Consider the following 15,333-nt stretch of genomic DNA (forward strand, 5'->3'; position numbering starts at 1 on the left):
ACACATGAAGAAATCAAATTTTAAAACAATAGCCTTATTGTTTTCAGCATTCCTGGTAGGAATGTGGAGCTGTTCAGCTCCCAAATCAGAAGAGACTTCTGAAGAAATTGAAGAAGTGAAATTTATGTCCAATGTTTCCGAAGTAAAAGTTGGAGATCAGCAGGCAAAAGTATTCCATCTAGAAAATAGTAATGGAATGGTCGTTGAGATTTCTAGCTTTGGAGGCATTGTTACCAAGCTGATTGTGCCCGATAGAGATGGCAAGTTGGAAAATGTAGTACTCGGATATGAATCTGTGGATGGGTATGATACCAATGATTACTACTTGGGAGCTACTGCAGGAAGATATGCTAATCGGATAGCCAAAGGAAAGTTTGAGCTAGATGGTACAGCCTATCAAGTGACCACAAACGATGGAAATAATCACCTACATGGCGGTACACTTGGCTTCAATCGCAAGCATTGGGATGGTACATTAGAAGAAGATGATGAAGCAATTAAAGTGAAATTAACTTATACTAGCCCTGATGGGGAAGAAGGATATCCGGGTAATTTGTCTACTACGCTAGTCTATACTTTGACTGAAGATAATAAGCTCTTGATAAGTTTTGAATCGGAGACAGATAAGCCGACTATAGTGAATCTTACACATCATGGATACTTCAACTTGAGTGCGATGAAGGAAGATATCCTAGGCCATGAGCTTTCCATCAATGCCGCAAAATACACCCCAGTAGACGGAGAATTGATCCCTACGGGTGAGCTTAAGGAAGTTAAAGACACACCGTTTGATTTTAACAAATCTACTCCAATAGGCGAAAGAATCTCAGATGTACCAGGGGGATATGACCACAATTATGTAGTCAAAGAAAAGCATGATGGTAAACTTGCCAAAATGGCTACCTTATATCATGCTGGTTCAGGTAGGATGATGGAGCTTTATGCAGATTCGCCAGCTGTACAGTTTTATTCAGGAAACTTCTTAGATGGCGCATTGACGACCAATGGTGTCACGTATTCTCAATATATGGGACTTTGTCTGGAGCCTCAGACTTTTCCAAATGCACCAAACGAGCCAAGCTTCCCTTCTGCCAGATTGAACCCTGGAGAAAAGTATGTTCATAACATTGAACTCCACTTCTCTGCGAAGTAATCTTCCATAGATACATTATTATATTTAAAGTGTGGTTTGGATAGTTTTCTTATCCAAACCACACTTGTTTTTGATCCTATAAGTTTTAAAAGAGTAGATAGTTTTATTTTTTGATATCATATGAGGTTTCCCTAGTTGATTTTGCCTTTTCTGGTTAATTTGGTCTAAAATATAATTCTAGATTATGGAAAACGATGCTTTTGACTTTTGGAAGTTTTTAGCTGGGATTGGTATATTCCTATGGGGAATGAATCTTTTGGAAGGTGCAATCAAAGAGTTAGGGGGTAAATCATTTCGAAACCTCTTACAGAAATCTACCAATACAGCTCTTAAAGGTGTGCTTATTGGTGCCTTGATTACCGCTGTACTCCAAAGTAGTTCTTTAGTAACCCTCATGGTACTCGCTTTCTTGGGAGCTGGGGTAATTAATTTAAAAAATGCGATAGGGGTGGTCTTAGGTGCTAATTTAGGGACTACTATTACAGCTTGGATAGTGGCCACATTAGGTTTCAAACTTAGTGTAGCGGCTTTTGCTTTACCATTTTTGGGTGTTGGCTGTATTTTGTATTTGTTTTTGACAAATAGGCCCATTTTAAAAAACACTGGTGCATTTGCTATTGGGTTCGGATTGTTGTTTTTAGGATTGGATTTCATGAAGACAGCTATTGAAGCAGTTGCTGAACAGATAGATTTGAGCGTATTTGCTTCTTATGGCCTTTGGGTTTTTATGATCATTGGCATAGTGGTCACTGCATTGATCCAATCCAGTTCTGCTATGATCGTCATAGTGCTTTCTGCTATGAGTTCAGGGGTTATTGATTTGACTGCTGGAGCAGTTGTGATCATAGGAGCCAATATTGGAACTACCATCACCGTCGGTTTAGGTTCAATAAAAGGAACTCCTGATAAAAAACGATTGGCTTTGGCTCACTTTTTATTCAATGCAGTGACAGGTATAATTGTGTTTATTTTTATTGAGCGTTTGATTTTTTATACAATGAAATTTTTTCATATCAGTGATCCATTGATGGAATTAGTATTGATCAATACGGTCATTAATTTGATTGGCTTGATTTTATTTTTCCCCTTTATCAGTCACTTAGAAAAATGGTTGAATTCAAAATTTGTCAAAGGAGTAAGTGATAACGTCGCTCAATACATTCATAAAGTGAGTCCAAGCATCCCTGAGGCTGCGATAGCAGCTTTGGAAAAAGAGGTTGTGTTGGCTATGCACTTGTCAGCCAGCTTTATACAAAAAGTTTGGGGTAATGGGGATAATTTCGAAAAACAAGATCCTTTATGGAAGAGGATTGTTCGAGAGCCTAAAAATCTCATGGGCGATTATCAGAAAATCAAGATGCTAGAAGATGAACTGACTGCATACCACATCATCATCCAAAAAGAAGAGTTAGATATAGACTTGGCTAACAAAGCTACCTCTTTGATGCTAGCATTGAGGTTGGTAGTGTATGCTGCAAAGGATTTTAAAGATATCATACATAATATTGAGGAGATGAAAGAAACTGGAGATTTGCATATAAAAGATTTGTATAGATCACTATCTAAATTCACACATGATGAAATTTTGAGGATGAATGAACAAATTGACCAAAAGACAAATATTGAAAGCAATACATGGATTAGTTTGCATGACAAAACTTATCAGTTGATGATTGATGACCTCTATAGGAATGCTAAAGACGGAAAATTAGCCTTGCCTTTTTCGACATTGACTAATGTAATTAAACAGACTGTCTCTGGATTAGATAATTATGGAGATGCTTTACTGCACAGAAAGTATTTGGAGACCAATGTGATAGATTTACCTTTGAGCGAGCTACACACGTAAGTGAAAGGATCAAATTATCTTCTTTGTGACTATTGTTACAAAGGCCTGAAAGGCGAATATTTAATTTTAAAAATATGAATGAAATTGAATTGAGTGCATTGAAGCAAATTTTACCAGAAATTACAGATCCTTTTTTACTAGAAGAGATGGTGAAACATGGTGGGGTCTATTATTTTGAACAAGGTAAGACGATTACTGAACCTGGACAATTTGTGAAGATGGTGCCCATAGTACTGGATGGTGCTATCAAAATCTTAAGAATGGACGAAGAAGGTAGGGAGTTGTTTTTGTATTACCTAGAACCAGGAGAAACTTGTGCACTATCCCTGACTTGTTGTTCGGCTTCTAAGCCTTCGGAGATCAAAGCAGTTGCAGAAGAGCATACCAAAATACTTGGTATTCCTGTACAACTGCATGAATTATGGGCGGATAAGTTTAAGCAATGGAAAGATTTCGTGTCCAGTACTTACCAGAGAAGGTTTCAAGAGTTGCTCGTTGCATTGGATGCTGTTGCATTCAAAAAAATGGACGAGCGACTGATGAGGTATATTGTTACCAAAATGAAGCAATTAAAAGCTAACGAATTACATACAACGCACCAAGAGATAGCTAATGAATTGAGCACCTCAAGAGAAGTTATCTCTAGACTTCTTAAGCAGCTTGAAAAGAAAAAGTGGATTGAACTTGGTCGAAATGTAATTTATGTCAGAGATGATTTTGAGGAGTTGATGGGGTGATTTTATGCCCCATAAAACTTTTTTCTCTTCATGTATTGTTTTAGACCACCCTGCCTCCTTGTTGAATCTATGTTTCTCAGAAAAAAGATTAAGGGTTGAAATTCAAAACACGTCCATCATTGAGCCTTATACTGGCGGTGGATTGACATGCTTCACCTTGGCTGAAAGTAAGGGTATGTGCGACAGATTGTGATGGGGTTCTAGAAATCTCCCATGTCTCAATCCCTGAGCTTGCAATAACAATTCCTTCATTTAGGCATTCTTTTCTGTAAACTCTAGGAGAAGTTTGTTGCATTTTTATGGTTCTGCCGGTTTTATTTCTCCCTATTAGATTACCACTACTTGAGATTGTAGAAATAGAGTCGTTAAGGTATTGAACCTGGTATTGGTAATTGCCATCGACTTTGGAGGTGTTGTCATCTTCATCTGTGATCACAAGATCTTCAAATGATTCTGATATCCTTCGAGTATTGCCAAGACCGACTACTTCTTCAAAAGTTCGTTTTCCTTCTAGCCTTTTTCCTCGAACTTTATAATCATCATATTCAAGAGCGACAAGCCCATTATCTGATTCTAATCCTGCATATGATAATTTTATAAAGCCTGTTCTTTCAATTTTTTTTGTGGTGCAGTTTTCTGTCTCAATAGCTACAAAAGTGAGCTTAACGTTCATGTCTTCTTCAGATACTTCAATAAGTGGACAGCCTAGGATTGATGTTGATCCGTTATTTTTGAAATCATCGAAACTATAAAGTGCAAAGCGTAAGCTTTCTTCAATAGCAAGGGAGATTTCAAAAATTTCATTTGCTTCTACTTGGACATCGGTTGTGATTTCTTTATCGATATCATTTGAACATGAAGATATGGTAGTAATGGTAGCGATGAAGATAAGTAGCTTTTTCATGAGTGAATTTTATAAATGCGAATTTACTTCCTTTCATAAATAAAAAAAATGATGCCAATTGTGATTTCAGTCTTTCATTTAAAGATTGTAATTGATATCTTAAGTCTTTAAACCCAATAATCGATGATGCATACAGAAGGAATGTTGAAAGAAGGCGCCCTAAAGGGCAAAACAATCATAGTCACTGGAGGAGGTACAGGATTAGGGAAGTCTATGGGCTTGTATTTTTTGAAACTTGGAGCAAATTTGGTGATTACCTCGCGAAAACTTGATGTCTTGCAAGGTACTGCAAGAGAAATGGAGAAGGAGACTGGTGGAACAGTACTAGCGGTGTCTTGTGATGTAAGAGAAATAGATCAAGTTGAATCCCTCTTTGATCAAGCAGAAGCTGCCTTTGGAAAGGTAGATGGTGTGTTGAATAATGCAGCAGGAAATTTTATTAGCCCTACCGAACGGCTCTCTACTAATGCTTTTAATACAGTCATTGATATCGTTCTCAAAGGTAGTGCAAATGTCACTATGACTGCAGGTAAAAGATGGATTCAAAATAAACAAAAGGGTACTTTCTTGAATATTGTAACCACATATGCATGGACTGGATCAGGCTACGTAGTGCCGAGTGCAGCGGCTAAGGCTGGAGTACTTGCTATGACGAGGTCACTTGCTGTAGAATGGGCAAAATACAATATCAGGTCAAATGCTATTGCTCCTGGACCATTTCCCACAGAAGGAGCTTGGAGTAGGTTGTTGCCTGGGGATTTGGTTAAGAAATTCGATCCCGCAAAGAAGGTACCAGTGGGTAGGGTTGGCGAACATCAAGAACTAGCCAATTTAGCTGCATATTTAATGTCAGATTATTCTAGCTATGTCAATGGCGAAGTGATTACGATAGATGGAGGTGAGTGGCTTCAAGGCGCTGGGGAGTTCAATAACCTAGAAGCAATTCCTCAAGAAATGTGGGATATGCTTGAAGCATCTAGAGGAAAAAAGCCATAAGCCCCAAATTGCTTTGGGGCTATTTGAAGACAAAATGGCAATTCAGCAAGCTTAGATAAATCAGATACCTTGCATTTTCAAAGCTTGCTTGTACCTACGCTTTAGCTTTCGGTCAAGCTGCCGCACCAAGTAGTTTAAATTGTAATTGGTGTCATTTGAAGATTCTTTGAAGACAGTTTCCACTATTTCATCATTAGAATTCCTTATGTTGAGTTGGATAAGAAATTGATCATTTCTTTCGCCATAGTTTTCAGTAATGTCTATAGTGACATAGAAGTTTGCCTTATCAGTCTTTGAGTCTTTCGTTACATTAAATTGTGAAAAGCTATAGTTTTGGCGAAAAGCATCCTCCAGCTTTTGGTTGAAATTATCAGTTTGCCTTTTTAGACGATCAGCTCTCCTGTTTTGGTTATACTTTCTGTGTAGATTGATGTCATCATCTCTGTCAGAAAGAAATACATATAATGTGTCATCATGCAGGTCTTGAATGTCCTCTAGCTTCATCAAACCAACTAGTGATGGGGCGCATGCATTGGTTAAAATGATAAATCCGAATATGAAAAGTCTCTTGATCATGTTTATTAAGAATTTGAATGAATGTATACCAATGAACGTGAAGATTTGTTTCTAGTTCTAAAGGATTATAATATATAAAGCCGAACAACCAAAGTGGTAGTCGTTTTTGGTTGCCATACTTGATATCCTCAGCAGTGATAAAACTATTTTTGACACCTTTGATCTGCTCAGAAGTTTTGTTTTTCCCACCTATTTCAAAAGTATATTTACGATCTACTCGAAAATCACCGTCCTATATATACTCGATAGTATGTCTATAGGAAACTTGAATGAGGAAAAATGTATCCCTTAGGTTACCCAAATCTGTATTTTTTGGAGTAAATGCATATTGAAAGTTGGTGTTTTCTAAGTAGATTTTCTCTGATTTTTGCATTTAGGTAATGCCCTTTATATCCTTATACAGGTTTTTAATTATTCCGATTGGCTATACTTTTTGTATATTCAACAAAGTTGTAAAGATTGACAAAAATTTTATACATTTAACTCTTATAGCTTTATTACATTTGAAGCGTAATTTTATACTGTGAAGTCATTGATCAAAATAGCACTCCTTATCTTCTATGTGTTTTTCAACGCAGGGTTTAGCTATTCCATGCATTTTTGTGGAGATGATTTTCAGAGAATTAATGTATTTGCAGAATACAAAACTTGCTGTGAGTCCAGTACCCCGATGCCAGGCTGTTGTGACGATGTTTCGAATTTGGAACTTCCCAATACAGATCAGCAGGTTTCTGATGTTTTATATTTCCAACCTCGGGCTTTTGAGCAGTTGATCGCTGATTTTTCATTTGAATTACCCTTAAATTTTACTGCTACAGAAGAGATAACAGCCTTTGCTGATTCCTCTCCCCCCATATTTCAAGATACGCCGATTTATATTTTTTGTCAGGTATTCCTGATTTGATTTTGTACCCTATTTAATAAGGTATAGCCTCGAAGGCACAAAGATTCAATTTCTTCTAGTTTGTAGATCCAGTTTGAAGACTTGGCAGGTTTTCAAAGCCTGACAGGTTTTGCCAAAGCGCTATCCGCTATTCCCTCATTTAAACAAAACTAATTCTAGTTTTGGAAATCTAATACCCACCAATATCTAGTCCGCCGCAGGCGGAAAAGTATCCATCAATATCTGTCTCTATCATTCAAAAGAGTTGGAGATGGATTAAGTTAAATTCAGAATTGATGTTAAATAATATCATAAAATTCTTCCTCGAAAATAAACTGGTGACCATCATCCTACTTGTCCTTGTAGTGGCTTGGGGAGTCGTGACAGCTCCTTTCAACTGGCATACCGGTTTTCTTCCTAATGACCCTGTGCCGGTCGATGCCATTCCTGACATCGGGGAAAATCAGCAAATCGTTTTTACCGACTGGATGGGACGCTCTCCGCAGGATGTGGAGGATCAGATTACTTATCCGCTGACCACATCCCTACTTGGAATGCCGGGAGTGAAATCTATCCGAAGTACTTCTATGTTCGGCTTTTCTTCTATTTACATCATTTTCGAAGATGATGTGGAATTCTATTGGAGCCGATCCAGAATTTTAGAAAAAATCAACTCCCTTCCTTCAGGATTACTTCCAGATGAGGTACAACCCAAGCTCGGACCTGATGCGACAGGTCTTGGACAGGTATATTTTTATACTTTGGAAGGCAGGGATGAAAATGGCAATCCAGTCGGAGGTTGGGACTTGCACGAACTCCGTAGTATTCAAGATTATTATGTGCGCTATGGCTTGGCTGGGACGGAAGGAGTTGCTGAGGTAGCAACCATAGGTGGGCATGTCAAGGAATACCAAGTTGACCTGGACCCTGTGGCCATGAAGGCCCACAACGTCTCCATGATGCAGGTGATGAATGCGATCAAGCAATCCAACCTCGATATCGGGGCCAATACCATGGAGATCAATCAGGTGGAGTTTATCGTCAGAGGCTTAGGTTATGTGAAGTCTCTGGAGGATATTGAAAAGGCAGTAGTGAAAACTACCAACAATGTTCCCTTGAGAATCAGGGATATTGCCAAGGTGAATATTGGGCCTGCAAGTAGGGCTGAAAGGGCTATTTTGGATAAAGGAGGTGCCGAAGCAGTAGGTGGCGTGGTAGTGGCACGCTATGGAGACAATCCTCTTCATGTAATTGATGCACTCAAAGCCAAAATTGATGAAATCACCCCGGGACTTCCGAGCAAAACGCTCGAAGATGGTACGGTCTCCAAGGTGACAATAGTACCTTTCTATGACCGTTCTGGCTTGATTAAGGAAACCCTGAATACGCTTAAGGAAGCCATCAGCTTACAGATTTTGATCACCATTATTGTGATCATGGTGATGGTGTATAACCTTCGGGCTTCGATTTTGATCTCCGCATTGTTGCCATTGGCAGTTTTGATGTGTTTTATCATGATGAAGTATGTGGGAGTGGATGCGAATATCGTTGCACTGTCAGGGATAGCCATAGCCATTGGGACCATGGTTGATTTGGGTATTATTCTGAATGAAAATATCCTTCGTCACCTAGAAGAGTCTGATGATAAAAAGTCCAAACTCCAGATCATTTATGATGCGACCACAGAGGTGAGTTCGGCGATCTTGACGGCTGTGATGACTACGATTGTCAGCTTTTTGCCCGTATTTACCCTGCAGGCAGCAGAGGGAAAATTGTTCGGGCCATTGGCTTATACCAAGACCTTTGCTTTGATCGCTGCCTTGATCTTTACTTTGGTCTTTATGCCAGCTTTTGCCCATTGGGTGTTTGGCATGAAAGTGAAGTCTAAGAATTATAAGGCGGTACTGAATATAGCGATAGCAGTTTTGGGCTTTGTGCTACTGTTTTACTTCCCTTGGGCGGGATGGGTCTTGTTGGCTTTTGCAGCCAATCATTTGATCCATCACTTTTTCCCAAAACAAACAAAAGAGGCACACTACAAAAATCAGATCGCCATGCTGATAGCAGTGGTAGCGGTGTCCGTTTTATTGGCAATTGAGTGGAGACCATTGGGTTTAACCCAATCTGTATTTGTGAATTTCCTCTTTATCAGTCTAGTAGTAGGTTTGGTTTTGGGGGTATTCGCCTTGTTTATCCACTACTATGCGCAACTGCTGAACTGGTGCTTGGAAAACGCTAAAATATTTTTACTGATCCCCTTGACAGTCATTCTTTTGGCTTTGAATATATGGTTAGGGTTTGGAAGTATTTTCGGTTTTGTGGCTACCGGTTTTGACAAATTTGGAATCAATATCCGGACCACTTCTGTATGGTCAGGGCTGACCCATACTTTTCCTGGCATGGGTAAGGAGTTTATGCCAGCCTTGAATGAAGGCTCTTTTCTCTTGATGCCAACCGCTATGCCTCACGCTGGCGTGGAGGCCAATATGCAGATTGTGAAACAGCTTGATATGTTGGTACAGGCCATTCCGGAGGTGGAAATGGTGGTTGGAAAAGCAGGCCGTGCAGAAAGCCCGCTTGACCCAGCTCCTATGTCCATGTATGAAAATATCATCAATTACAAAACCGAATACCTACAGGATGATGATGCCCGCAAACTCCGATTTGAAGTAGATCGAGAGGGAAATTATCAGCTTGAGGTTAATGGAAAAACCTGGTGGTACGACCGTCAGGATGGCGCCATTTGGGATGAAGAAAAGAATTACATGGATGAATCCCAGCGCAGGTCTGTGGCCAAAAATATTGCCAAATATTTGCTGCCAAATGAAAGACGAGGCCAGTACTTCCGTCAGTGGAGGGATGAAATCCGCACACCTGATGATATATGGAATGAAATCCAAGTGCGTACCTCCAATCTTCCTGGGGTAACTTCCGCTCCTAAACTCCAGCCTATCGAAACCCGCTTGGTGATGTTGCAGACGGGAATGCGTGCGCCCATGGGAATGAAGGTAAATGGCCCCGATTTGGAAACCATAGAGGATTTCAGCTTGAAGTTGGAGTCGGTGTTGAAAGAAGTGCCTTCCGTAAAGTCTGAGGCAGTTTTTGCAGACCGTTCTTTGGGTAAGCCGTATCTGGAGATTGATTTGGATAGAACCCAACTGGGTAGGTTTGGGCTGAACATTGCCGATGTGCAGGAATTTATCGAAGTGGCTATAGGCGGAATGGTCTTGAGTAAGACTGTGGAGGGTAGGGAGCGCTATGCTATCCGTGCCCGATATGCTCGAGAGTACAGGGATGATCCCGAAGCTTTGAAACGGATTTTGGTCAGCACGCCTACAGGTGCGCAGATACCTTTGGGGCAATTGGCAGAGATCAATTACAGACCTGGACCAATGATGATCCGTGGGGAAAACACCTTCTTGGTGGGTTATGTGCTTTTTGATAAGCGAGATGGCTTTGCTGAGGGTTCCGTGGTAGATGATGCGCGCAACTTTATCCAACAAAAAGTTGACAGAGGTGAGTTGAAAGTACCAACTGGGGTATCCTATACATTCTCCGGAAGTTACGAAAATCAGATCCGTGCTGAGAAGCGACTGGCGATCGTGATACCACTATGTTTGGCGGTGATTTTCCTAATTCTTTACCTTCAGTTTCGTTCCACAGCCATGGTCTTGATGATCTTCTCAGCCATTGCTATGGCATTTTCAGGAGGTTTTATGATGCTTTGGTTGTATGGTCAGGATTGGTTTTTTGACTTCAACTTCTTGGGGACCAACATGCGGGAACTCTTCCAAATGCGCACATTCAATCTTTCGGTGGCAGTTTGGGTGGGCTTTATCGCCCTCTTCGGTATCGCTACTGACGATGGGGTAGTGATGGGGACTTACCTGAAGCAAAGCTTTGAAAAGACCCGACCTGAGCATGTCAAAGAAATAAGGAAGGCAGTTCTTGAAGCAGGCATGAAAAGGGTTAGACCTTGCCTAATGACTACAGCAACGACCTTGCTTGCTTTGCTTCCGGTATTAACAAGTTCAGGCCGAGGCTCGGACATAATGATTCCTATGGCCATTCCTGCATTTGGGGGGATGGCGGTGGCTTTGATCTCTTTATTTATAGTGCCGGTGCTTTATGGGAAACTTAAGGAGTATGAGTTAAGGATGTAGATTTAGAGTTGATATTAATTTGTATTGTGTTGTATTTCAGGAGTTTATTTGGGTTTAGAGAAGTTGTTGGGGGTAAAAAAGATATTCATAGGTATCAGGTGTTTGTGGGTATTGTACTGGTTTTCAGGTGTTAAGTTTGAATGGTTAGCTGGTTGGTAGTTGGGAAGATGGGATAGGTAATATTAGTAGTCTTTGGTTTAAGTTAAGTTTTAATGCTATGGAAGAGAAAAGAGGATATATACAATTGGAGGATTTGGAGGTGTATAAATTGTCAAGAGAGCTGTCACGGATGGGATGGGCTATTTATAAAAAAATGGATTGGCAGACACGGAAAATAATTGGAGATCAATTTATTGAATCGACGGATTCTATTGGGGCAAATATAGCTGAGTCTTATGGTCGGGTTCATTATCTGGATAGAATCAGGTTTCTCTACAATAGCAGAGATTCTATGATTGAGGCTGTCAATCACTTTTTAAGCTTAATACTTGAAATAGAAATTATAGCAAAAGAGGAGTTTGATAACTTCAAGCAAGTGTCTGACAAACTTTCACTAAAACTCAACAACTACATTCAATCTATTTACAATTCAAAAAACGAATCGAAAAAGCTTAATACAAAGGGGGTATTCCATATTCATAAAAAGGGTTCTCTAGAGAAACGATATCAATCAATATCCAATATCCACAAATATCTAGTTCTGACCATATTTCTATGTATTTCCACCATATTTCAATTACAAAGTCAAACTTTAGAAAACTACTTAAATGAAGCAATTGAAAACAATGCGAGTTTGCAGGGTAGTTTCAAACAATATCAAGCCAGTCTTGAAAAAACAAAGCAAGTAAGTCTTGAGTCACCCCAATTGAATATTGGTGTTTTTACCAGACCGATGGAACTGTTGATGGGGAATCAGCGGGCGGAGGCTTCGGTGATGCAGATGTTTCCTTGGTTTGGGATGCTCAGGACGCAGAAAGATGAAGCTACATTAATGGCGGAAGCCAAATACGAGGAATTTAGACAGCAGCGGAATGTGCTTCTTTATCAGGTCAAGGAGACTTACTTCCAATTGCAGCAATTGCAAAACACCATTGACATCACTTCCTCAAATTTGGAAATTTTAAAATCCTTGGAGCAATTGGCCATTATCCGCTATCAGGGAGGAAGTACTTTAGAAGCTGTTTCATCTGTGTCATCAGCGGTAAGAAGACCAACACGTGGCACCCAACAGGGAAGCGGAGAAGATGGAATGGGCATGGGAGGTGGAGGTTCTTCCGCTACTACTTCAGGTCAATCCTCAGCTGCAGCTTCCATGAACAGTATGGGTTCGGGTGGAGGTTCTGGTAAACTCACGGATGTACTCCGTCTGCAAGTTCAGGTCAAAACTTTAGAATCTGATTTGGAACAGCTGGAAGTGGACAAGCTCCCATTGACAGTAAAATTCAATCAACTATTAGGCAGAGATAAAAACGAAGTTATAGCCATAGATAACCGGTTGGAAAGTCAAAAAGCTATGGGTTGGGAAGTAGAAATGCTCGAGCAAATCCTGGAAACCAATCCCATGCTGTTGATGCTGGAAAAAGAAGGTTTGGCCTATCAGAAGCAAGGTGAAATGGCCAAATTAGAAGGTAAACCCATGTTTGGGTTGGGATTGAATTACATGGTGTTTTCACCAAGGTCAGAAATGGGTGTGCCTGGCGGCATGGGAGGAATGGATTATATGCCTGCTGGTATGGGCAACAACATGATCATGCCTATGGCGAGGATTTCTATGCCGATTTACCGTAAAAAATACAAATCTATGGAAGCGGAATCCAAGCTTTACTGGGAGGCTAATGAAAGACAAAAAGAAGATCTGCAAAGAAATCTGGAAACTGAGTTTGAGATGATTCTTGCCTCCATTAAAGATGCGGATAGAAAAATCAAACTCTTAGAAGATCAAATCGAATTGACCGAGCAAACGCTAGAGTTATCCGTGACTTCATACGCAACAGAAGGTAATTCCTTCGAAGAGATCTTGAGCATCCGAAGAGAATTACTGGATTTTAGCTTGAATCTGCTGAATATCAAGATTGAAAGGGAGATTCAGTTGGCTAGGCTGGAGACATTGGTTGGAATTTGAATTGATATTGATATAAAATGATATTAATGATATTAAGATATCGGCTTTCGGTGCCGTGTCATTGATTGGATCCATGTTTAGGAGCGAATTCAATGTCTATGAATATCTATTAATAAAATGGATTAGAGGTATACTTTAAAAAAACATAATGAGCAAAAATAAGCAAATAGTAATCGTAATCCTAAGCTGCCTTTTCTTTGGGGCGGTAGCAGGATATCTGATTCGTGGGGGAAGGGAAGAGCATCCTGACCATGAGCATACGCATATTGACGAAAACGGGGTGGAATACACTTGCTCCATGCACCCTCAAATCCGTCAAAATGAACCTGGGCAATGTCCGCTTTGCGGGATGGCACTTACTCCAGTCAGCAATAAAAAGGGCGGAGAATCCAGCCCCTTTGTGTTGGAAATGACTCCCGAGGCAGTTGCTCTTTCCAACGTGCAGACAGTCAGGGTTAAATCTGGGGCTGGTACAGGGCAACTTTCCCTAACAGGAAAAATCCAAAGTAATGAACAACGTGTGAAAAGTCTTACTGCCAATTATGCGGGAAGGGTGGATCAACTGTTTATCAACTTTACCGGGCAGGAGGTCAGCAGGGGTGAAAAATTAGCTACCCTCTATTCTCCCGAACTGGTAAATGCCCAAAAGGAGCTGTTGGAAACCGCCAAAATCAAAGAGCGTCAACCAGCACTCTACCAAGCTGCTAAAGAAAAACTGAGACTTTGGAAAATTTCGGAAGAGCAGATTGCAAAGGTAGAAAGTTCGGGTGAGGTACAGTCCCAATTTGACGTCTATGCTGATGTGGCAGGTGTGGTGACAGCTAGAAATGTGTCTGTTGGTGACTTCGTCAGCAGGGGTTCTGTGCTTTTTGAAGTAGTGGACTTGAGTACGGTATGGGTGATTTTGGACGCTTACGAATCTGATCTAGGTGCTATCAAAAAAGGAGATGATTTGAGTTTCTCTGTTTCCGCTTATCCGGGAAGGGCTTTCAATGCCAAGGTGACTTACATAGATCCGGTCTTGAACCCAGATACCAGAACTGTAGGAGTCCGTGCCGAAGCAATGAATCGGAATTTTGAGTTCAAACCAGAGATGTTTGTCTCTGCCAATATCTTTACAGGTCAATCGGGTCAGTCAGGTTTGATAATTCCCAAGACAGCAATACTTTGGACAGGGCCTAGATCGGTGGTCTATGCGCAGGTAGGGGATAAGGAAGCTCCGGCATTCGAGATGCGTGAGGTAGAATTGGGGGCAAGGGTAGGGGAAGACTACTTGGTTTTGTCAGGAGTAGAAGAAGGTGATCAAGTGGTTAGTAATGGGGTTTTTGCCATTGATGCAGCGGCCCAGTTGAGTGGAAATTATAGCATGATGACAAGACCGGAAGTGAAGACTTTGGATACACCTGAGGAATTTAGAAAACAGCTCACCGCTTTCGTTCAAATCTATTTTCCTATCAAAGATGCCTTGGTCAAATCTGATGCGGATGCTACCCAAAAGACAATCAGTCCTGCCAAAGCCAGTTTGGCCAAAGTAGATATGAATCTTTTGGAAGGAAAGGCCCATGACATTTGGATGGATCTATTGAGACCTATGCAGAACAGTCTGGATAAAATCACACAGACTTCAGATGTGGAGGAACAAAGGAAGCATTTCGAGACCTTATCCGATAACCTGATTGAAGCAGTGGAATACTTTGGTGTAGTGGGTAAAACCACCTACCGTCAGTATTGTCCCATGGCCTTCAAAGACCAGGGAGCCTATTGGTTGAGCTCAGAAAAGGAAATCAGAAATCCATATTTTGGGGACACAATGCTGACTTGTGGAGAGGTCAAGGAAACTTATCAGCCGGGTAAGAGAGTCTCTTTATCATCTGGCAATCAGCCGGAGGTACAGGTGGGACATAAACATTAAACTGATGTTAGTTGATAATGAGTTGATATTGAGATATT

At 40.6% G+C, this 15,333-nt stretch carries 10 protein-coding genes; 8 read left to right on the forward strand and 2 right to left on the reverse strand.

Features of this window, described 5'->3' with window-relative positions; translation table 11 throughout:
• Positions 1 to 4 precede the first annotated feature (4 nt).
• The 3 genes from MM239_RS02660 to MM239_RS02670 all read left to right on the forward strand — a co-directional run bounded on the left by MM239_RS02660 (position 5) and on the right by MM239_RS02670 (position 3,739).
• Positions 5 to 1,153 carry an aldose epimerase family protein gene (locus MM239_RS02660; protein ID WP_241346375.1) on the forward strand — a complete coding sequence of 383 codons (1,149 nt, stop codon included), beginning with the start codon at positions 5 to 7 and terminating at the stop codon, positions 1,151 to 1,153.
• 184 nt (positions 1,154 to 1,337) lie between these two features.
• The gene (locus tag MM239_RS02665; protein ID WP_241346376.1) at positions 1,338 to 3,002 is read left to right on the forward strand and encodes a Na/Pi cotransporter family protein; all 1,665 of its coding nucleotides are present in this window, start codon (positions 1,338 to 1,340) and stop codon (positions 3,000 to 3,002) included.
• 83 nt (positions 3,003 to 3,085) lie between these two features.
• Positions 3,086 to 3,739 (forward strand): Crp/Fnr family transcriptional regulator, encoded by a 654-nt coding sequence (locus MM239_RS02670; protein ID WP_241346446.1) that lies wholly within the window; start codon positions 3,086 to 3,088, stop codon positions 3,737 to 3,739.
• Between the two features lie 88 nt (positions 3,740 to 3,827).
• On the opposite strand, the gene MM239_RS02675 is transcribed toward MM239_RS02670, so the two are convergent.
• Positions 3,828 to 4,643, reverse strand: coding sequence for a hypothetical protein (locus MM239_RS02675; RefSeq protein ID WP_241346378.1), 816 nt, complete (start codon positions 4,641 to 4,643; stop codon positions 3,828 to 3,830).
• Between the two features lie 123 nt (positions 4,644 to 4,766).
• On the opposite strand from MM239_RS02675, the gene MM239_RS02680 reads away from it, so the two are divergent.
• A complete protein-coding gene (locus MM239_RS02680) occupies positions 4,767 to 5,639 on the forward strand; it encodes an SDR family oxidoreductase (RefSeq protein WP_241346379.1) in 873 nt (290 codons plus the stop codon).
• A 60-nt stretch (positions 5,640 to 5,699) separates the two neighbouring features.
• On the opposite strand, the gene MM239_RS02685 is transcribed toward MM239_RS02680, so the two are convergent.
• Positions 5,700 to 6,215 (reverse strand): hypothetical protein, encoded by a 516-nt coding sequence (locus MM239_RS02685; RefSeq protein ID WP_241346381.1) that lies wholly within the window; start codon positions 6,213 to 6,215, stop codon positions 5,700 to 5,702.
• 523 nt (positions 6,216 to 6,738) lie between these two features.
• On the opposite strand from MM239_RS02685, the gene MM239_RS02690 reads away from it, so the two are divergent.
• The 4 genes from MM239_RS02690 to MM239_RS02705 all read left to right on the forward strand — a co-directional run bounded on the left by MM239_RS02690 (position 6,739) and on the right by MM239_RS02705 (position 15,295).
• A complete protein-coding gene (locus MM239_RS02690; protein WP_241346383.1) occupies positions 6,739 to 7,119 on the forward strand; it encodes an HYC_CC_PP family protein in 381 nt (126 codons plus the stop codon).
• Between the two features lie 275 nt (positions 7,120 to 7,394).
• Positions 7,395 to 11,261: an efflux RND transporter permease subunit gene (locus MM239_RS02695; protein WP_241346385.1), complete on the forward strand. Its 3,867-nt coding sequence runs from the start codon at positions 7,395 to 7,397 to the stop codon at positions 11,259 to 11,261.
• Between the two features lie 217 nt (positions 11,262 to 11,478).
• Positions 11,479 to 13,383 (forward strand): four helix bundle protein, encoded by a 1,905-nt coding sequence (locus MM239_RS02700; RefSeq protein WP_241346387.1) that lies wholly within the window; start codon positions 11,479 to 11,481, stop codon positions 13,381 to 13,383.
• Positions 13,384 to 13,531: 148 nt separating this feature from the next.
• Positions 13,532 to 15,295: an efflux RND transporter periplasmic adaptor subunit gene (locus MM239_RS02705; protein WP_241346389.1), complete on the forward strand. Its 1,764-nt coding sequence runs from the start codon at positions 13,532 to 13,534 to the stop codon at positions 15,293 to 15,295.
• Positions 15,296 to 15,333 lie beyond the last annotated feature (38 nt).

This window comes from Belliella filtrata (assembly GCF_022549775.1).
Taxonomy (GTDB): Bacteria; Bacteroidota; Bacteroidia; order Cytophagales; family Cyclobacteriaceae; genus Belliella; species Belliella filtrata.